18 protein-coding genes and 2 tRNA genes are annotated in these 19,440 nt (G+C 33.5%); 5 read left to right on the top strand and 15 right to left on the bottom strand.

Translation table 11 applies throughout. The features are described 5' to 3' along the window. Entirely contained in the window at window positions 1–3,039 is a 3,039-nt protein-coding gene (locus tag J7E44_RS08985; protein ID WP_214828196.1) for an AAA family ATPase, read from the top strand. 71 nt (window positions 3,040–3,110) lie between these two features. Here J7E44_RS08985 and J7E44_RS08980 read toward each other — a convergent pair whose 3' ends face one another. The 3 genes from J7E44_RS08980 to J7E44_RS08970 all read right to left on the bottom strand — a co-directional run bounded on the left by J7E44_RS08980 (window position 3,111) and on the right by J7E44_RS08970 (window position 5,346). After that, window positions 3,111–4,136 (bottom strand): LLM class flavin-dependent oxidoreductase, encoded by a 1,026-nt coding sequence (locus J7E44_RS08980; RefSeq protein ID WP_214828195.1) that lies wholly within the window; start codon window positions 4,134–4,136, stop codon window positions 3,111–3,113. Window positions 4,137–4,328: 192 nt separating this feature from the next. Further along, window positions 4,329–4,643 carry a hypothetical protein gene (locus J7E44_RS08975; protein WP_214828193.1) on the bottom strand — a complete coding sequence of 105 codons (315 nt, stop codon included), beginning with the start codon at window positions 4,641–4,643 and terminating at the stop codon, window positions 4,329–4,331. 10 nt (window positions 4,644–4,653) lie between these two features. Next, window positions 4,654–5,346 carry a hypothetical protein gene (locus J7E44_RS08970; RefSeq protein WP_214828190.1) on the bottom strand — a complete coding sequence of 231 codons (693 nt, stop codon included), beginning with the start codon at window positions 5,344–5,346 and terminating at the stop codon, window positions 4,654–4,656. A gap of 148 nt (window positions 5,347–5,494) precedes the next feature. On the opposite strand from J7E44_RS08970, the gene J7E44_RS08965 reads away from it, so the two are divergent. Then, entirely contained in the window at window positions 5,495–5,875 is a 381-nt protein-coding gene (locus tag J7E44_RS08965; protein WP_214828187.1) for a helix-turn-helix transcriptional regulator, read from the top strand. Window positions 5,876–5,877: 2 nt separating this feature from the next. Here J7E44_RS08965 and J7E44_RS08960 read toward each other — a convergent pair whose 3' ends face one another. From J7E44_RS08960 to J7E44_RS08940, 5 genes are all read right to left on the bottom strand, one after another. Next, on the bottom strand, window positions 5,878–6,174 hold the full coding sequence (locus tag J7E44_RS08960; protein WP_214828184.1) for an MGMT family protein: 297 nt from the start codon (window positions 6,172–6,174) through the stop codon (window positions 5,878–5,880). A gap of 396 nt (window positions 6,175–6,570) precedes the next feature. Beyond that, window positions 6,571–7,545, bottom strand: a complete 975-nt coding sequence (locus tag J7E44_RS08955; RefSeq protein ID WP_089027742.1) for a deoxyhypusine synthase family protein — start codon at window positions 7,543–7,545, stop codon at window positions 6,571–6,573. Between the two features lie 27 nt (window positions 7,546–7,572). Then, complete coding sequence (locus J7E44_RS08950; protein ID WP_214828181.1) at window positions 7,573–8,220, bottom strand: hypothetical protein; 648 nt, start codon at window positions 8,218–8,220, stop codon at window positions 7,573–7,575. Window positions 8,221–8,267: 47 nt separating this feature from the next. Beyond that, window positions 8,268–8,660, bottom strand: a complete 393-nt coding sequence (gene arfB / locus J7E44_RS08945) for an alternative ribosome rescue aminoacyl-tRNA hydrolase ArfB (RefSeq protein WP_214828178.1) — start codon at window positions 8,658–8,660, stop codon at window positions 8,268–8,270. A 24-nt stretch (window positions 8,661–8,684) separates the two neighbouring features. Continuing rightward, complete coding sequence (locus J7E44_RS08940; protein WP_214828175.1) at window positions 8,685–9,701, bottom strand: AMP-binding protein; 1,017 nt, start codon at window positions 9,699–9,701, stop codon at window positions 8,685–8,687. Between the two features lie 99 nt (window positions 9,702–9,800). On the opposite strand from J7E44_RS08940, the gene J7E44_RS08935 reads away from it, so the two are divergent. Both J7E44_RS08935 and J7E44_RS08930 read left to right on the top strand, forming a co-directional pair. Continuing rightward, window positions 9,801–9,871 (top strand) — tRNA-Gln (locus J7E44_RS08935). A 209-nt stretch (window positions 9,872–10,080) separates the two neighbouring features. Beyond that, window positions 10,081–10,151, top strand: a tRNA-Gln gene (locus tag J7E44_RS08930). Between the two features lie 185 nt (window positions 10,152–10,336). Here J7E44_RS08930 and J7E44_RS08925 read toward each other — a convergent pair. The 7 genes from J7E44_RS08925 to J7E44_RS08895 form a co-directional block, all read right to left on the bottom strand. Beyond that, complete coding sequence (locus tag J7E44_RS08925; protein WP_214828172.1) at window positions 10,337–11,548, bottom strand: hypothetical protein; 1,212 nt, start codon at window positions 11,546–11,548, stop codon at window positions 10,337–10,339. Between the two features lie 295 nt (window positions 11,549–11,843). Beyond that, window positions 11,844–12,899: an agmatine deiminase family protein gene (locus tag J7E44_RS08920; RefSeq protein ID WP_251040530.1), complete on the bottom strand. Its 1,056-nt coding sequence runs from the start codon at window positions 12,897–12,899 to the stop codon at window positions 11,844–11,846. A gap of 55 nt (window positions 12,900–12,954) precedes the next feature. Continuing rightward, a complete protein-coding gene (locus tag J7E44_RS08915) occupies window positions 12,955–13,569 on the bottom strand; it encodes a hypothetical protein (RefSeq protein ID WP_214828166.1) in 615 nt (204 codons plus the stop codon). Between the two features lie 105 nt (window positions 13,570–13,674). Next, window positions 13,675–14,478, bottom strand: coding sequence for an AraC family transcriptional regulator (locus J7E44_RS08910; protein WP_214828163.1), 804 nt, complete (start codon window positions 14,476–14,478; stop codon window positions 13,675–13,677). Between the two features lie 159 nt (window positions 14,479–14,637). Next, window positions 14,638–15,099 carry a peptidase associated/transthyretin-like domain-containing protein gene (locus J7E44_RS08905; RefSeq protein ID WP_214828160.1) on the bottom strand — a complete coding sequence of 154 codons (462 nt, stop codon included), beginning with the start codon at window positions 15,097–15,099 and terminating at the stop codon, window positions 14,638–14,640. A 7-nt stretch (window positions 15,100–15,106) separates the two neighbouring features. Continuing rightward, window positions 15,107–16,543, bottom strand: a complete 1,437-nt coding sequence (locus J7E44_RS08900) for an amino acid permease (RefSeq protein ID WP_214828158.1) — start codon at window positions 16,541–16,543, stop codon at window positions 15,107–15,109. A 129-nt stretch (window positions 16,544–16,672) separates the two neighbouring features. Continuing rightward, on the bottom strand, window positions 16,673–16,966 hold the full coding sequence (locus J7E44_RS08895; protein WP_214828156.1) for a helix-turn-helix domain-containing protein: 294 nt from the start codon (window positions 16,964–16,966) through the stop codon (window positions 16,673–16,675). A 193-nt stretch (window positions 16,967–17,159) separates the two neighbouring features. On the opposite strand from J7E44_RS08895, the gene ccoN reads away from it, so the two are divergent. Then, window positions 17,160–19,439 (top strand): cytochrome-c oxidase, cbb3-type subunit I, encoded by a 2,280-nt coding sequence (gene ccoN / locus J7E44_RS08890; RefSeq protein WP_214828154.1) that lies wholly within the window; start codon window positions 17,160–17,162, stop codon window positions 19,437–19,439. The last annotated feature ends 1 nt before the right edge of the window (window position 19,440 follow it).

The raw sequence follows: 19,440 nt of genomic DNA, 5'->3' as shown, positions 1-19,440 counted from the left end.
ATGATCCCAATTCAAGTAACAATAGAAGGTCTATATTCTTATCAGGAACGTCAGACTATCGATTTCAGAAACCTTACTGAGGCTGGATTGTTCGGAATCTTTGGTTCGGTTGGTTCCGGAAAATCATCTATCCTTGAAGCAATTTCTTTTGCTTTATATGGTGAAACGGAGCGTTTGAATATGCGTGACAAACGAGCTTACAATATGATGAATCTGAAATCAAACAGTTCCTATATTGAATTTGATTTCATAAACCATGAAAATAAATTATTCCGTGCAACCCGAGATTTCAAAAGAAATTTCAAAAAATTTGATGATGTAAAACCTTCCTCTGTAACTTTTTATGAAAAGAGGAATGAAAAATGGATACCACTCGACCATTCTGATGCTGAGCAAATTATAGGATTAAGTTATGCGAATTTTAAGCGTACAATTATTATTCCGCAAGGCCAGTTTAAGGAATTCCTTGAATTGGGAGCAGCAGAAAGAACGAGCATGATGAAGGAAATTTTTAATCTTCAACGGTTTGATTTACAAAATAATGTCTCGGTTTTAAATATCAGAAACAAATCTGAGCTGGATCAATTACAAGGTGAATTGAAAGGATTTGAGGAAATAAGTGCGGAACAGATTAATTCTCAAAAAGAAAATCTTACAAAAGAGCAGCAAAAATACGATCAGGTAAAAAATGAGCATCAACAAGCTTCAGAAAAATATCAGCAATTAAAAAGTCTAAAAACAGATTTTGAAAATTTACAACAAAAGAAAGAGGATTTTGAAAAGATATCTGCTGATAAATTAAAGATTGATGCTTTAGAAAAGAAAACAAATATCTATGATACTGTTTTCAGGATCTTTAATCCTTTGCTTAATGAAAAAAATAAGCTATCACATGAAATTTCAGCAAGACAAAAAGAGCAGGAAGTCCATATAAAATATGTAGCGGAAACCGAGAAAAATTTCACTAAAATAAGAGAACAGCTTCTATCGCTCCAACCTAAATTTGATGCATTAGGACAGTCAAAAACACAAGAAAATGATTTAGGTTTGATCTTACAAATATTGAGGTTTTCGACTGAAATAAAAACACTTGAAGAAAGGACACAGAAGGGTTCTGAAAAAGTGCAGGAAGTTGAAGAAAAACAAAAGAACACTTTAAAAAAAATAAATGATCTTACTAAGGAGACAGAAGCTTTAAAACCAAAAAAAATTGAAGCTAATTTATTAATTAGTGTTGGAAATTGGTTTGTACACAAAAAAAATCTGAATGATCTCCAACACAAGCAAACCGAAAAACTAATTCATCACAAGGGATTAATCACAAAGGTTTTAGAAGACTTAAAGCCCTTTAATATCAATCCTGAAAATTTTCGAGAAGATTTTAAACTAAAAACAGATTCTTTAGAAACTGGCAGAAAAGAATTATCACAAAAGTTTGACCACCTTAAAATTCAGAATGAATTATCCCGTTTTGCCAACGAATTACATGATGGTGAATCATGTCCACTTTGCGGATCGTTAGAACATCCAAATATTGTCGGATTTCACGATGTGAATACTGAGCTCAATGATATTCAGGAAAAAATACAATCTATCGAAAATGAACTTTTAAAAATTCAAAAACAGACTTCTGAAATTGAAAAAATTCTGGATCGTAAAAAGATCTTTGAAGATCAATTACGAACAGAGCAGGAAGTTTTAAATCAGCTTCAAAAAGAGATATTAACTCATCGTCAAAATTTTATATGGGAAAATTTTAATGCTGATCAAGAAAATGACTTTGAATTAAAACGTCAACAGTCATTTACCATAGAAAAGCAGATGGAACAAATCAGTCAGCTGATTTTAAAGGAAAGAGAAATTCTTGAAAAAGAGCAGGAAACCCTAGAAAAGTATAAAAAAGCTTTGGACGAATTTAAACTGGAAGAAGCAAAAAAAGAAGAACAGATCAACACCAATCGTTCAAATTTAAAGACTTTGAATTGGAATGATTATAAGAACCAATCATATCCTGAGGTTTTCGACCTTCATCAAAAATTAGCTGAATCCAATCTTGATGTTGAAAGAAATTATCAAACTCTAACTAATCAGGAAAAAGAAACTGCGCCCAAACTGGCAGAACAAAAAACCATTGTAAATCAGCTAGCTATCAGGGTTTCAGAGCTAGAAAAAGAAATTTCTTCCAACGAAGAATCATTACAGCTCGCTTTAGCACAACAAGGTTTTACTACATTAATGGATGTTCAAAATATCTTAATAGAAGAAATCCATGTTCAGGAGAAAAGGAATCAAATCCAACAGTTCAGAATTCAGTTTGAAACATTAAAAAACGGAATTCAGGAACTAGAGGTAAAGCTTAAAGATTTCTCTTTTAACAAAGAAGAGTTTCATTCTGTTGAAGATCAATTTAAAATTATTGAAACAACATTAAAGCAAGCTAACGACACTGTTGTTAAAACTATTTCTGAAATTGACAGGCTTGAAAAAGAGTTTAAGAAAAAAGAAAGTCTTCTGAAAAATCTCAGTGAACTTCAGAAGCGATCTGAGAATTTAAAAGTGATGACCAACTTGTTTAAAGCAGCCGGTTTTGTTCAGTACGTTTCATCCATTTATCTAAGACAACTCTGCGATCACGCAAATGTACGATTCCATAAGATGACCAGAAATCAACTGAGTCTCCAACTGAATGAGAACAATGATTTTGAAATAGTTGACTACCTGAATGAGGGACGAACCCGAAGTGTAAAAACACTATCTGGAGGACAGGCATTCCAGGTATCATTAAGTTTGGCTTTAGCTTTAGCAGAAAGTGTACAGGCTACAACAAAAGCAGATAAAAATTTCTTTTTTATAGATGAAGGTTTTGGAACACAGGATGTGGAATCAGTAAATATTGTTTTTGAAACGTTGATGGGGCTCCAAAAGGAAAACAGGATCGTAGGAATTATCTCGCATGTAGAAGAACTTAAAGAAAAAATCCCCGTTTCATTGAGTATTGTAAAAGATGAAGAGCGTGGAAGTCTTATTAAGATCATTTAAATAGCATTTTTCAATCTTCAATATCATATCAAAAAAAACTCCATTGAATTGCTCAATGGAGTTTCTTTGTTTTATAAAGATTTAATGTTAGGTAATACTTCCTGACCAAATAATTCAATAGATTTCATCATCAAATTATGGTCCGGATCCCCTACATCCATGTGTCCAATAAATCTGGTAATACCAAAAATTTCCTTCATATAAGCAATCTTATCAGAAACTTCAGCAGGACTTCCAATAAATAAAGCACCATCTTTACCTCTTCCACCATCATATTGAGCTTTAGTATATGGAGCCCAACCTCTGGAAGATCCTATCCTGTCCATCTGTGACTTATAATTATTGAAATAGCCATCTACCACATTCTGGTCATCACTTACAAAAGTATGAGAATGTATTGCGATCTGCATCTCAGAAATATCGTGTCCAGCATTTTGATATTCCTGTTTATAGAATTCTATCAGATTTCTAAACTGAATAGGCATTCCACCAATAATCGCCACGACTAATGGCATTCCTAGTTTCGCAGCACTTAAAACTGATTGCGGAGTTCCACCAACAGCTCTCCATATAGGAAGCCTTCCACCATTCTTTGCTCTTGGATAGACCGTTTGATTCTGCATCGGTGCACGAAGCTTTCCTGACCATGAAACATTCTCTTCTGAGTTTATTTTTAACAACAATTCTAACTTCTCATCAAAGAGTTGCTCATAATCATTCAGTGAATATCCATAAAGTGGAAAGGATTCAATAAAACTGCCTCTTCCTACAAATATTTCTGCTCTTCCATCAGAAATAAGGTCTAATGTTGAAAAATCTTCATAAACTTTTACTGGTTCCGATGAACTTAAAACAGTAACACCACTTGCCAGTTTAATATTTTTTGTAATGCTCGCTGCTGCTGCCAATACCATTTCAGGAGAAGAAACAGCATAATCAGGACGATGGTGCTCTCCCATTGCAAAAACGTCGATTCCTACCTCATCCATTAATTTTACCTGTTCGAGAATTTCTCTGATTTTTACTCCGGCATCTTTATATTTCCCTGTTGTCTGGTCAAAAGCTAAATCACCAAACATTCCTATTCCTAGTTCCATATTGTATGTTTTTAATTTACCTCAAAATTACAGGAATCAAAAATCAAAAACGTTGATGAATGGTAAGAATGGAAATCAAGATTATTAAATGAAATTACCATCCATAATCTTGACCTTTATAAAAAAACAACTGAAATAATTAGATAATACTAGGAAAAATAAATCCATGTCTTGATAATAAAAGTAGCATAGTTAATCTATGCCACTTTTATTTTTTGCTCTACTCCATTCCAGAATTCCCAGAATAAGCATTATTATTAAAAGAATAATCTGAACAAAAAAATAATTATCTCCTTTATCCAATACTTGGATACCATTCGTCAGTATTAAGAATACATATGCAATAAATGCCATTCTTTCATTTCGTTTCCACGCAATAATTGCCAACAGAAAAAATAGTATAAAACAGGAAATTTCAAAAATAATACGCCATGTGCTATCTCTTGCAAATAAAGGAGTAAGAGCTAATATGAGGACTGAAAACATTAAAGCATATTTAAATTTCATATCTTAAATTTTATTTTCCACCTCCATTTCTCACACATCCCTGATAATCACTTTCTGCATCCGAATTACAGACTACCATATGGGCGGTAGCTATACCTCCGGCAATAACTCCACCAACTCCACCAGTAAATACACCAACTAAAACTGATCCACCTATTTCTATAGCATAATCTCTCATACATCTATTAGAAGCTGTCATAAAAGCAGAATGACAATTTCTTCTACCTGTAAGGGTACCATTTTCATTATAGCCAAGCTGTTGATCTATTTCATTCGTTAGCATTTTCCTTCTTTCTCCTTCATTATATTTGGAATAAAAATCTGAGTTAGAATCTCTAAAACTCTTGCTATTATCCCTTAATTTTTCATACATAGAAATTAATTCTTTACTATGTTCAACTTTCGCAGATTTATACAATATTTCCAGCTCTTCGACTGTATTTATTCTATTTATTCCTGATTGAATTACAGAAAAGTTGGCATTCTTTTCATTGTCAAGAATACTTTTAATTTCAGACTGAATGCTGAGTTGAACGGACACATAATTAGATAAAGCTTCTGAACTTAATTTCCCATTCTTTAAAGAAACTTTTTGAGTTACGTCCGCATTAGAATCTTTTCCAGTAGATAAATCTTCATTAGAAGAACATGACTGAAAAACCAGCAGGAACATTGTTCCTACTATAAATAATTTTTTTCTCATTGTGTTGTGTTTTTGTTTGTTGTCTTCCAAAACTATAAAAGTAAGAACGTTCTTAGTGCATCATCGTATTGTATCTTTTTTGTGTTTTTACTGTACACGCGTCATGTGATTTGTACATTTTTTTTGCATATTTGTATAAAAATGCGAGATGCAAAAAGAAAAATTACGTTTGATTAGAAAGAAAAAGGGATACACTCAGCAGCAGATTGCTGATATCATTGCTACCGATGTCTCCAACTATAGTAGAAAGGAAAGTGGGGATGTGAAAATAGTACGAGCCGAATGGGAAAAAATAGCTAATTTCTTAGATGTCACCATGGAAGAGATCTATGAAGAAGATGATGCTCAAATCGTAGTTAATAACGACCATCCTGTTTTTAATGACAGTTCGGCATCTGGTATCTATCAATATAATAATAGTACAATTCCTCTTTCTATCGTTGAGAACCTTCAGGAATACATTTCTTTATTAAAAGAAGAAAATCGAAAATTAAATGAAGAAATTAAAAGCTTAAAAGGAAAAAAATAAGTCTACAATTCTTTAAGAGGATCCCAGAAAAGCTGTTTGAAGTTTTTGATTCTAAAATTCTCAACTACAACACCCTCTGCTTCAAGCTTAGGCTGAAACTCTTTTACCGATAAAGTTCCGGAACTTGAAATAACCCGATGTGCCGGAACATCTTTTGGGCAACCGCCCATTGCTTTTCCAACATGTCGGGAATGATTTGGATAACCCACTGCTTTTGCTATTGCTCCATACGAAGAAACCCGGCCTTTTGGAATAAGCCTGGTTATTTCATAAATCTGTTGCTTGAAAACCTCGTCCATATCAGGAATATTAAGATTATTTAATTATTTGCATCATTTTTGAACTATAATAATTTCAATGATGTTTCTCATTAAAAATATAAAGTTATGAAAAAATCATTCTTCAGCCTTCTGAATAAAATCAATAAAAAGATTTTACCTAAATTAAGTGATAAAGATCCAGGCTCTCTAACAAAGATTCAAAAAGGCATTTTGGCCTATCGATACTTTGTCCTTATTAATTCTATGGATTAGCTGCCTATTATTTCGCATCTCATTACAAACCTGATATTTTTTTATTTATTCCCACATCTATCAGATTGCATGAATATTTTTCATATCCCAACAAATAAAAAACGCTCCAACAAAGTGAAGCGTTTTTTATATTTTTTTCTCACGATCAGTGAGAAATAATGATTAAGAATTCTCTAAAATGTAAGAAAACATTAAAGGTGCACAAATTGTCGCATCACTTTCAACGATAAACTTAGGTGTTGTAATATCCAGTTTCCCCCAAGTGATCTTCTCATTTGGAACAGCCCCTGAATATGAACCGTAAGATGTTGTAGAATCAGAAATCTGACAGAAATAAGACCAGAAAGGCACATCATGCATTTCCATATCCTGATATAACATTGGTACTACACAAATAGGGAAATCTCCTGCAATTCCGCCACCAATCTGGAAGAATCCAACTCCTTTTCCAGCAGAATTTTTAGTATACCAATCTGCCAAATACATCATGTATTCAATTCCTGACTTCATTGTTGTAGCTGTAAGTTCTCCTTTGATACAGTAAGATGCAAAAATATTCCCCATTGTAGAATCTTCCCATCCCGGAACTACAATTGGAAGGTTTTTTTCAGCGGCAGCAATCATCCATGAATTCTCTCTCGGGATCTCATAATACTGCTCTAAAACTCCTGAAAGAATCATTTTGTACATATATTCGTGTGGAAAATACCTTTCACCTTTTGCCTCGGCATCTTTCCAGATCTCAACAATATGTTTCTGTAATCTTCTGAAAGCTTCTTCTTCAGGGATACAAGTATCTGTAACTCTGTTTAAACCTCTTTCTAACAAGTCCCACTCTTCCTGCGGTGTAAGATCTCTGTAATGTGGAACTCTTTCATAGTGAGAATGTGCAACCAGGTTCATTAAATCTTCCTCAAGGTTCGCTCCTGTACAAGAGATAAAATCTACTTTATCCTGACGGATCATTTCAGCAAGAATTTTCCCTAATTCAGCAGTTGACATTGCTCCCGCTAAAGTGATCATCATTTTTCCACCATCTTTAAGATGTGCAACATAACCTTTTGATGCATCCACCAATGCAGCTGCATTGAAGTGCAGGTAATATTTCTCTATAAACTCAGAAATTGGCTTGTTCATTTATTTTGATTTTTGCAAAGATAAAACTTAAAATCGGAATGTTGCAGCCGCACTTAGAGAAAGTCTGGTTAATCCTTCTTTTTCATCATCTCCTAAATTCACTGTGTTTCCGTTAAAAGTCATTTTACTCAATGTTCCGGCAGTCAATCCTACTTTTGGACCGATAAAGAAATATTTTGATAATGCATACTGATAAGCAAAATTAGCATCTAATCCCAAGTTAGAACCTTTTCCTTTTACTGTTCCGGTTTTTGTAGTATATGTAATAGCACCTAATGCAACATCATAATAAAACTTATGCTTTGACTCATCATTGAAATTAGAATACATAAATGCAGGCCCAAAGAAACTGATATTATCTTTTGTACTTACATTTGCAGAAACAACTTGTCCATTATTATCCAGCACAGAGATTCTTCCATTACTTGAGGCACTGTAATTAGAATATTTTACTCCCAAATTTATATTCCCTTTCACATTGTAGTAGGCTGAAATATCGAAATTCACACCGCTCTTTAAGCCTTTAATATAATTTTTTGTATCTCGTGAAATATTTGCTGGGGTCTTAGCAACTCTCCATGCGTATCCAACCGAAGGAATAATTGAAATTTTTTGCTGTGCCAGAGATAACATAGAAATAGAAAACATCCCTAATAATGTAATTTTTTTTATCATTTATTTTAATATTTCGGCAAAAATAATGTTTTTGCCAAACTAAACAATTAAAACTTAAAACGGCGGTTTTCTTTTTTATCTGCTATTTTCTTTTTAGTATCAAGCCTTTTCTGCTTTTGCCCTTTTGACGGCTTTGTTGCTACTCTTTTCTTAGGAATTATTAAAGCTTTATTTACAATTTCTAGAATTTTTTCAATAGCTTTATTTTTATTCATTAGCTGGGCTCTGCTCTCAGAGACCGTTAAGAATAAAAAGCCCTCTGCATTGATCCTATTTTTTAATTTATTTTGAATTAAAACCTTTTCATTCTCATCAAAAAACCCAGAGTCATCAACATGCCAAAGTACAGTAACAGCGGTTTCAACTTTGTTTACATTTTGCCCTCCTGCGCCACTGCTTCGGGAAGTTTTAAAATTAAGTTCTTTGGAAAAGTCTTTCATGATTATGGATTAGGAAATTAAGGGTTATAAACTATCGCTTATTTTTTTGTAAAGCTCAATACGACTAACCTTTCCGTTTGGAGTTCTCGGTATTTGCTGAGTAAAAATAATCTTTTTGGGTTTATAAAAGTTTTTTTCAAACGGGATATTTGATATCGTTCTTATGATTTCATCTGATTCTTCACCTTCAATTACTAAAATGAGTTTCTGTCCTAAAAGTTCATCTGCTGCTCCCATAAATACCACTTCATTCGGAATTTCCTTTTTCACCAAAGCTTCCAGTTCTTCAGGAAATATTTTTGCTCCACCAGAGTTGATAACATGATCAATTCTTCCCAAAAATTTAAACTGATTTCTATTCCTAACATCAACTAAATCGTTAGTTTGTAAAATCTCACCATTCACATTAGGTGCGAAAATTTTCAGACATCCTCTATCATCTGTAGAGATGGTAACATTTTCAAAGGCAGTAAAATAGTCTTCTCTTTGTGGTGCCAATTGTTTTAAAGCAATATGCGAAAGGGTTTCAGACATTCCATATGTTTCAAATATATGGGTTGTAAGATGTGAGATTCTTTTCTTTAAACTTTCTGATACTGATGCTCCACCAATGATTAAGTTTCTAACTAAGTGTAGCTTATCCACTGAATTTTCAACCTGTAATGGAGTCATGGCACAAAAGTCGATTTCTGTTTCAAGATTCTTAAGCGGTTGTAAAGATGGTTCAGCAATTATTAACTTCATCTTTCTTTCAAATGAGCGTACAATCATCATCTTCCCGGAAATGTATTCTGTTGGTAAGCACAACAAAGCTGTATCTCCCGTTTTCAAATGTAAGAAGTTACAGGTCATCATTGCGGAATTCAGCATTTTGTCCTTTTCAATTTCAAAAACCTTTGGAACTCCGGTGGACCCCGATGTTTGCACCGCCACCGTTTTTGAATCATCCAACCATTTTTCTAAAAAAAAAATCACTTTTCTTTCAAATTCAGTCTGTGAATGTAAATTATTAGTTTTGAGATTATTGAAGTCTATCACCATGTTTGTTGTAAATAAAAAGTGATGTAAATGTAAAAAAAAGTTTAAAAAGTTCTTGTATGTATAGAAAAAAGCTTTAAATTTGCATCACCAAAATAAAACAGACTCATAGTGTAACGGTAGCACTCCGGTTTTTGGTACCGTCAGTCGGGGTTCGAATCCCTGTGGGTCTACAAACCATCCTTTTTAAGGGTGGTTTTTGTTTTTCATATGGTTTTGCTTTAATTTCATTAATAAATAATCTAATTCAAAAAAGATCTTTCAATAACAGACTAAAATACAATTTGTTATTAATTTATATTGATCAACAAAGAGAATTTTCGCCAAAGATTTTTGCATATAAGGAAAAAATTTATAAATTTGCACCACCAAAAAATAACGCAGACTCATAGTGTAACGGTAGCACTCCGGTTTTTGGTACCGTCAGTCGGGGTTCGAATCCCTGTGGGTCTACAAACCACTCTTTTTAAGAGTGGTTTTTTATTATACTTGCTATTATATCATCAGAAATCATTCTTGACATTCAAAAATAAAAAGTATGACTGGTAAACCAGCCATACCTATATTAAAAACGGTACGTTTTTCACTCGATCACTTTACTATCTTATGAAAGAGCAATTATAGTAAAAACACGAAAATTACAATCTTGAATTAAATTTGATTTGTCCACTTATATCTCTTGAAAAATGATTCATATCACCAGGTCCATTAAGATAATTATAGATAATTCCTTTATCATAATAATTATCTGCAGAACGATACTGATAATTTCCATTAAACCCATTATTGTTAATAGTCGTTGATTTCACTCCTGTTGGCCATGTATCTTTTTCATAAATAACATAATTCAGTGCATCTCCTTGCCACCCGCCAACATTTCCTGGTCCTGGATCCCAAGATCCTGCATATCCACAAACAACATATAATGCTATATTAGGAATCATATATCTTGTGAACTTCTTTACAAACACCTCACCATTCGGATTATTGGTCCACATAATACGAGATAAAGAAGAGTTACAAGGATTTACACTATTGGGTGTATTCCATCCGGTATAGGTTTTAGTCCAGATATCACTTTTCCCGGCCAGGAATGATTCATTATGTTTTCTTATGGTCATATATTCAAAATAAGGCCAATAATGAATTCCGTTCTGGCAACGATCGTCCGGAGGAGGGGGAGGACCTGCAGGACCGGGTTGCTGAGTACGTTGAACATTTTCCTTAGGCAATATTGATAAATCTATCGTATCAACAAAAGTTTCATTTAAAGAGAAAATCCATACTTCTTCATTATTAACAGTGTCTTCATCAATCATTTTTACAAACTCCCAATCTCCAGCAGCATTTAGCTTATACGCTCTTACCGATGTCTGTGTTTCATCACCTGTGTGAAAAGCTACTAAAATTGGATTTGTTGTTCCTATATTACCCGCAGATTTTAGGCCACTATAGTTATAAATAAAGATTTGCGGAAAATATTTATTTCCTTCCAAATCATTGAAAGCCATAAGACTGTTTTTAAATTCATCACTATTATTTAAAGCTGGAATATTTTTGTAAAAAACATCAACTAATGCATTATCATCACCATCAATGTTTTTCTCTAATTCAGTGTATATGACGTGCCTTGATTCATCATTGTTCTGAGCTTCCAAAACGATGGCTTTAGCTGAATTCATTAAGATAGATTCCAAAAAACTCCTTTTGTCATCTAGAGACATGTTTGGTAAATCAGCTTTCATAGCTGTTGGATTTGCTTTTAGATTTGCTGCGGGAGGATCTGGGTCATTATTACAGGATGAAATAATAAGCCCCACCAATACTAAGGATAAAGTAATTTTTTTCATGGCTTTTGAATTTGGTTTAAAGATTCCTTACTTCTTTTTAAGGTTGTTTTTCAGAATTAGTTCCAACCATTAGAGCTATACAAACACTGCTTTTGTTCTATAAAGCAGATATATTCAGCACTTAATTCAACAAATTTTGAATTAATAAATCATATAACAAACCTGGATTTAGCAAGTGTAGAAGATTATCAATTAAGTGTAGCACTTTAGATTGTTTCTGTAATCTGCCTGATTAAAAACAATAAAAAACCTTGACCAAATTCTGATCAAGGTTATTACTTTTATTTTTGTATTATTATTTGAGAAGACTTCCAGCTGGCTGCTGTTGAGTAACACAATGTACCATTCCTCCATTTTCATATAGATTTCTTACATCAATCCCTATTACTTTTCTACCCGGATATTGCTCCTGAATAATTTTATTAGCAACTGCATCATTCGGATCTCCATAGTTAGGAACAAGAACGACATTATTTGCCACATAATAATTTACATACGAACCTTTCTCTTCCAACTGTTTTCCATAAGCCGTTTTTACTTTATTTTTTGTAGCAGGCACATAGATTTTTTTATATTCTTTTCCATTAATGTTTGCCGCAGTATAAAGTGTATTGATATCTTTATCAGAAAGTCCCATATCTGATAAATCTTCTTCATCCATGGTAATCATGGTATTATGATTGATGAATTTCATAAATCCATCAATATGCATATCAGTAACATCCAAACCTGTAACACCATCCAACCAGATCACTTTTGACACTCCATAATAGGTTTCAAACATCTCCTCAGCTTCTTGCTGGGTGATTCCTTTTGTTCTTGTAGCTCCACTTTTCTGACTGATCACTGAACTTTTACACGCCATCAAAACTCCATTTCCATCAGTTTCTACAGCACCACCTTCATTAACCATTTCTTCATTTAAATCAATAACCTTGATACCAAGATCTTTTCCAATACGCTGTGGAATTTGATCACAGTTTTCGGAGTCAAATTTATCCCCCCAACCGTTAAACCCCCAATCTTCAATCAAAAGACGGCCTTGATCATCTTTTACGAAAATAGGTCCGTTATCTCTTATCCATACATCATCAGTAGGATAAATTTTAAAATCAATATTCTTTAACGAAACCTTATTTTGTTCCAATAGGCTAATGATCCTTTTTTTCTCTTTTTCATCATAAGCAATAATGTGCACTTTCTCATTATTCTGTAGCGCTTTGGTCATATCGATCCAGGTCTGTTCTACTCTTTCCCTGTATGTTTTTCCATGTTGATAATGATGTGGCCACTGAAGCCAGGTTCCTTCGTGAGGTGATGATTCTTCAGGGAAATGATAATTCTGTGACATACAAAATATTGAACTTAATGTTAAAAAAAACGTGAAAAATTTATTATTCATAATATTAAAATTTCTTTCCTATAAAAATTCCAAAATCAGCCTCCGTTTCAAAATTATTCCCAGTCTGAGAAATAGTACTACCTAAACCAAATTGCAGCTTTTTTCTGGTCTCTAGTCCCAGTCTGATTATCTGGCCACTACCCTGATGTTGTTTAAAACTAAAATCAGATTCCATAATCAGCATACTGTACAAATTAAAGTGTTCATTAATTTTAGGAGTGTATTCCATTAATGTGTAAAGTCCAAATCCCATTTCTTCACTATCAAAAGAATAAGTTAAGGCTGGAAATAAATTAATTCCAAAATCACCTTTTTCTTTGATAAATGCAAAGCCTGCAGATGGCATAATATCTTCATTAGAAATATAACCCCCCGCAGAAATTCCCCAGTTTTGACTTATATAATAATTGAGGTTTTGATATACTTCCGCATTCAGTTTTTTAGATTCATATCTATAAGAAATCGTTCCTGAAGCAAAGTAGTTCCACTTTGATTTAAAATCTTTATCATAGATTCCTAAAACTTCCGATTCTTTAGTTCCTGCATATCCCTGTATAGAAATTTGAGCAGTCACTTCATATGAAAATAGCAGTAAAAGAGGAAATAATATTCTTTTCATTAATCTTGTCTTCTAAATTTTTAAAATAAATTTCTGTTGTTATAGATATTTACTTTTGCAAAATTAGATCATCAGAAAAACAAAAATTGTCCTAAAAGGACAATCTTATGAGTATACAGGAAAATAAACGTGAGTAATATTCTCTCCATTTTGAGAATGCATATATTCTTCAATTACCTCCGAATGATCAAGCATTAAAGAAGATTCGCCCAACCAAAATCGATAAAAAAGACGATAGGTTTCCAGGATATTTTCAAAATCTCCGTAATGGGTAAATTTTATATATTTTCCACCAAAAATTTCCTTTTTTTGAAACCCTGAAATACTCGAAGAGATTTCACTTATTGCGACTCCATATCTGCAGTGTGACCCACTTGTGATAAGTGGCTGATCACTAATAATCCCATAGGAAGAAATGGAAATACCATTTTCATTTTCAATTGTTTCCCATAGATCATTAATCTCCCGATTATTATAATCTTTGGCTTTAATAAATTTACAATAAACTAAAATTGAATCTTTGTATTTTATTTCATACTGAAAATCAGCTTTGTCATTCTCTATAAATTTATTAAACATATCCTGTTTATTTTTTCTCGCCAATGCCGGTGAAATATGATACTGTTGTTTAAATGCTTTTGAAAAAGACTGAATGTTAAAATAACCAACCTGCCATGAAATATCAGAGACCTTATCTGTTGTATAGATTAGTTTTTTATAGGCATTCTCCAGACGTAGTCGTTTTTGGAATCCGGAAATAGTTTCATTAAAAATTTTAAAAAATATCCGTTGAAAATTTCGATAAGAATAATGGGACATATTCTCAATTTCATAAGCCGTAATTTCTCTGTCAAAATTTTCTTCAATATGATCAACAATCTTCTGGATTTCACTAAAACTTATAAGCATGATCCTACATTTTACAAATTACCATGACTATACAATTTATTCATAAGTATATTAGACTATTAAAGATACAGCATTTTAGGTTATTTTTACTGAGCACAAAAAAAAGGATAAATCAACATCTATCCTTTGTATTGTTTTCATTAAGCCTATCTCTGCATTTTATAAATTTTCGTTCTTTATAAAACGTTCGGCAATTGTATCATAATTGACAAGATCATTCTTCACTGGAAGCATTTTAGAAAAAGAGTCATCATTGATTCTCCATTTATTCTTTATTCCCAAATAATAGATTGCTCCAGGGTTCTTCTGATCTGCCCAATGTTCTATTTGAGTGAGCTTGGTGTACCCTTTTTTCTTAACCGTAAATCTAAAATCAATCTCGCCTTTTTCAGATTTATTCAGTTTTGAAAAAAAATATCCTTTATCGTCTGTAGAAGCAATAACATTATTATTTTCATCTACAATTGTAGCTCCCATTACCGGTTGCTTTGTTTTAGAATCAATAATAATTCCTGCAATATGAATTTCTCTTGAATTTTCTTGAATTTGGGCATACATAGTAGAAAAAAATGCAGCTACGAAGATCATTAAAAAACCTAGAATTCCTGTTCGTTTTTTCATTTATTAATTATTTAGTTTTAGGTTTATACGATTTATACATTACAAATAAGAAGGCTAACCAAATCGGAATTAAAATTACCTGTATCTCCATTCCTGTGATACACATAAGTACTAAAATTATCAATAAAAAAACAATACAGATATAATTAGAGACAGGATAAAATATAGATGGAAATAGTGTTTTAACTCCATCTTTTATTTTGCTTTTTCTGAATTTTAAATGGGTATAGCATATCATCAACCAGTTGATAATAAGTGTAGATACCACCAAGGCCATTAAATACTCAAAAGCCTTTTCAGGAACTAATTTATTAATGATGATACAGATACCCGCAAAACAAGAGGACACGATAATCGCATTGGTAGGTACGTGATTTTTATTAAGTTTCATTAAGCCTTTGGGAGCGTTTCCTTGCTGAGCCAATCCAAAAAGCATTCGACTATTGCTGTAAACACTACTGTTATAAACTGACAGAGCTGCTGTTAGAACAATTAAATTAAGAATATTTGCAATCAATGAATTGAATTGAATCACTTTCCCAAAAATGGTAAATTCAAGTCCGTTTAGATTTTGAAAAACCATCACGAAAGGGCTTGATCCCTCTGTAATATCTCTCCATGGGCTTAATGCAAATAAAATAACCAAAGCCCCAACATAGAAAATTAAAATCCTATAAATTACCTGATTGGTCGCTTTTGGTATTGTTTTTTCGGGGTTTTTAGCTTCAGCAGCGGTAATCCCAATTAATTCTAATCCGCCAAAAGAAAACATAATCATAGCCATTGCTGCGAAAAGACCTGTATATCCGTTTTCATTTTTATTAAATAATCCTTTTGGGAAAAATCCGCCATCATTCCATAAATTCTGGATGCTCGCTTTCTCACCTCCGCTTCCACTTACCAATAAGTAAATACCAAAAACGATCATAGCAACGATAGCTACTACTTTGATAATTGAAAACCAAAATTCGGTTTCTCCATATACTTTTACAGAAGCGAGATTAAGCGCATTAATCAGCACAAAGAAAACTAAGCTTGAAACCCAGAGTGGAATTTCCGGCCACCAGAAATGAATATAGTGACCAATCGCTGTAAGCTCGGCCATACTCACCAAAATATAAAGAATCCAATAATTCCATCCTGAGGCAAAACCAGGGAAATTCCCCCAATATTTATAGGCAAAATAACTAAAGCTTCCTGATACAGGTTCCTGAACGACCATTTCACCAAGCTGACGCATAATAAAGAAGGCAATAATCCCAGCTAAAGCATATCCTAAAATAACAGATGGACCTGCTAAAACGGCAGCGGGACCGATTCCAAGAAACAGTCCTGTTCCAATAGCGCCACCTAAGGCGATTAATTGAATATGTCGGTTGGTTAGTCCTCTAACCAAAGAGGTATTTTGTTGTGGATTTTGTTCAGTTTTCTCTTCGTGGTTCATAGAATGAATTATTCGCTAAATATATAAAAACTTCACAGAAATTCCCTTCTATAAACAAAGTTCAACGTTCAATTTATTAAACACTCAAGAATTTAGCTAAAATTAGAAAAGTAGAATAATTATAGAAAATTAAATATATTCTTCAGGAATCGGAATATTATTTTGTTTCATATAGTGAATAAGATCATGGTATTTATCTTCATAATCTGTTATTCCACATCGATGAGAAATGCTGCAAATATCTGAGGGCTTAATTTCCAGGATATTTGAAATTTTACTTAAAATATCGAGATTGATCTTTACTTTAGAATTCTCAATATCAGAATAGGCTTTTTGTGAAATCCCCATTTCAAAAGCCATATATTCCTGTGTAAAATCTTTACTTCGTCGAACTTTTCTTATATTTTGACCACATATTTTCATCGTATTTGTTTTAGTAGTTTTTGGTATGGTTTAGAAGGATATCTACTAGCCTCTAACAAAGTTAATAAATACCTTTGGCAAAACATTATACACGTTACATGATATTTATTTCCTAATCAGATTTAGCCTTAAAAACATCAGTATAAAGCTAAATGGTAATAAATATTAATTCTGTACAACAACTATTGGAATTATGGAGACGCAAAAATTTAATTATGACAATAATATTGTCAGAGCATTTCTCTATGCTACTATTGTATTTGGCCTGGTTGGTTTTTTACTTGGTCTTACTGCAGCATTAATGCTCTTCTACCCGGAGTTACCCGAATTTTTATTCGGAACTGATGATACAACGATCCAAAGTTTAAGAAGTGGAAATATCCAGGGATTAATAAACACACAGGGAGCAATGGGATTCGGAAGAATCCGAATGCTTCATACAAGTGCTGTTATTTTTGCTTTTGTCTGTAATTCATTTTTCTGTGGTGCCTATTATAGCATGCAGCGATTATTAAAAACAAGAATGTATAGTGATACCTTGTCATGGATCCACTTCTGGTCATGGCAGATCATGATTATCAGCGTTGTTATAACTTTCTTAATGGGAATTAATACTTCAAAAGAATATGCTGAACACGAATGGCCAATTGATATTTTAATTGCTTTCTCGTGGATCATCTTTGGTATTAATATGTTTGGAACGATTGCCAGAAGAAGGGTCAGACATCTGTATGTTGCCATCTGGTTTTATATTGCAACCTGGATTGCTGTAGCCATGCTTCATATTTTTAATAATCTTGAAGTTCCATTATCATTTACGAGCTGGAAATCCTATTCTGTATATGCGGGAGTAAAAGATGCTCTTGTGCAATGGTGGTATGGTCATAATGCAGTTGCATTTGTACTGACAACTCCGGTATTGGGTTTGATGTATTACTTTATGCCAAAAGCGGCACAGCGTCCTGTATTTTCTTACAAATTATCTATTATCCATTTTTGGTCGCTGATATTCGTATACCTTTGGGCAGGTCCGCATCACCTTCAGTATACAGCGCTTCCGGCATGGGCTCAGGCAGTAGGTACAGGTTTTTCTATTATGCTTATTGCTCCATCTTGGGGAGGCATGCTCAATGGTCTTCTTACTTTAAGAGGAGCTTGGGATAAAGTAAGAGAAAATCCTATCCTTAAATTCTTCGTTGTAGCAGTAACCTGTTATGGAATGGCCACTTTTGAAGGACCACTTTTAGCGACTAAATCTTTAAATAAAATCGGACATTACACCGACTGGGTAATTGGCCACGTTCACCTGGGAGCTCTTGGATGGAATGGTTTTATGGCCTTTGGAGTAATTTATTACCTGATCCCGATCATGTGGAGAACAGAGCTTTGGTCTAAAAAACTGGCCAACTGGCACTTCTGGCTGGGAACTTTAGGAATCATTTTCTACGCTGTTCCGATGTATATTTCAGGATTTACTCAGGGATTGATGTGGAAGCAATTTAACCCGGATGGAACACTATTGTGGAAAAACTGGTTAGATACGGTAACTGCTATTATACCTTACTTCAAAATGAGATTTTTGGGTGGTATCCTTTATCTGTCAGGAGCGATCTTAATGGTTATCAATGTTATTAAAACCATCAAAGCAGGCTCATTCCAGAAAGAAGTTCCGGCAGAAGCACCTGCTTTAGCTAATATTGGAAGCCAAAGAAAAGAGGGTGAAGGTGCTCACCTTTGGCTTGAAAGAACACCAAAACTACTTTCTATATTAGCTTTTATTGTAATCTCAGTTGGTGGATTGGTGGAAATTGTCCCTACCCTGACCATAAAAAGTAATCTCCCTCAAATTACTGCTGTAAAACCATATTCACCACTGGAACTTGAAGGCAGGGATCTGTATATCCGTGAGGGTTGTAATTCCTGTCATTCCCAAATGGTCAGACCATTCAGAGATGAAGTGATGAGATTTGATGGTAAAAATGGACAATACTCTAAAGCGGGAGAGTTCGTATATGATCGTCCATTCCTATGGGGATCTAAAAGAACAGGACCCGACTTACATAGAGAAGGAAGTAGAAATCCAGATTCATGGCATTTTAAACATATGTACAATCCAAGAATTACTTCAGCAGGATCTATCATGCCTCGTTTCCCGTGGTTAATTACCAATAAACTTGACCGTTCTGAAATGGTTAGCAAAATGGAACTAATGAAAAACACTTTTGACATTCCTTACACAAAAACTCAGATAGACTCGGCCAATCAATGGGCAGACAATCAATCTAAAGCTATTGTAAAAAGAATCTATTCTGAAGCAACTGACGTAAAAGATCAGGTGCAGAAAGACAAGATAACAAAAGGTCCGGCATTCGTTCCTCTTGAACAAAGAGAAATTATTGCCATGATCGCCTATTTGCAAAGATTGGGTACAGATATCAAAACCACTGATATTAAAACTGCAAGTGTTGACTAAC

The sequence above is a fragment of the Chryseobacterium sp. ISL-6 genome, from assembly GCF_018613715.1.
GTDB lineage: Bacteria > Bacteroidota > Bacteroidia > Flavobacteriales > Weeksellaceae > Chryseobacterium > Chryseobacterium paludis.
Note: the sequence above shows the minus strand (reverse complement) of the source record. Positions and strands in the feature narration are given on the sequence as shown.

Coding starts and splice junctions, on each gene's coding strand:
- J7E44_RS08985 (WP_214828196.1), top strand. CDS start 1: ATGATCCCAATTCAAGTAACAATAGAAGGTCTATATTCTTATCAGGAA.
- J7E44_RS08980 (WP_214828195.1), bottom strand. CDS start 4,136: ATGGAACTAGGAATAGGAATGTTTGGTGATTTAGCTTTTGACCAGACA.
- J7E44_RS08975 (WP_214828193.1), bottom strand. CDS start 4,643: ATGAAATTTAAATATGCTTTAATGTTTTCAGTCCTCATATTAGCTCTT.
- J7E44_RS08970 (WP_214828190.1), bottom strand. CDS start 5,346: ATGAGAAAAAAATTATTTATAGTAGGAACAATGTTCCTGCTGGTTTTT.
- J7E44_RS08965 (WP_214828187.1), top strand. CDS start 5,495: ATGCAAAAAGAAAAATTACGTTTGATTAGAAAGAAAAAGGGATACACT.
- J7E44_RS08960 (WP_214828184.1), bottom strand. CDS start 6,174: ATGGACGAGGTTTTCAAGCAACAGATTTATGAAATAACCAGGCTTATT.
- J7E44_RS08955 (WP_089027742.1), bottom strand. CDS start 7,545: ATGAACAAGCCAATTTCTGAGTTTATAGAGAAATATTACCTGCACTTC.
- J7E44_RS08950 (WP_214828181.1), bottom strand. CDS start 8,220: ATGATAAAAAAAATTACATTATTAGGGATGTTTTCTATTTCTATGTTA.
- arfB (WP_214828178.1), bottom strand. CDS start 8,660: ATGAAAGACTTTTCCAAAGAACTTAATTTTAAAACTTCCCGAAGCAGT.
- J7E44_RS08940 (WP_214828175.1), bottom strand. CDS start 9,701: ATGGTGATAGACTTCAATAATCTCAAAACTAATAATTTACATTCACAG.
- J7E44_RS08925 (WP_214828172.1), bottom strand. CDS start 11,548: ATGAAAAAAATTACTTTATCCTTAGTATTGGTGGGGCTTATTATTTCA.
- J7E44_RS08920 (WP_251040530.1), bottom strand. CDS start 12,899: ATGTCACAGAATTATCATTTCCCTGAAGAATCATCACCTCACGAAGGA.
- J7E44_RS08915 (WP_214828166.1), bottom strand. CDS start 13,569: ATGAAAAGAATATTATTTCCTCTTTTACTGCTATTTTCATATGAAGTG.
- J7E44_RS08910 (WP_214828163.1), bottom strand. CDS start 14,478: ATGCTTATAAGTTTTAGTGAAATCCAGAAGATTGTTGATCATATTGAA.
- J7E44_RS08905 (WP_214828160.1), bottom strand. CDS start 15,099: ATGAAAAAACGAACAGGAATTCTAGGTTTTTTAATGATCTTCGTAGCT.
- J7E44_RS08900 (WP_214828158.1), bottom strand. CDS start 16,543: ATGAACCACGAAGAGAAAACTGAACAAAATCCACAACAAAATACCTCT.
- J7E44_RS08895 (WP_214828156.1), bottom strand. CDS start 16,966: ATGAAAATATGTGGTCAAAATATAAGAAAAGTTCGACGAAGTAAAGAT.
- ccoN (WP_214828154.1), top strand. CDS start 17,160: ATGGAGACGCAAAAATTTAATTATGACAATAATATTGTCAGAGCATTT.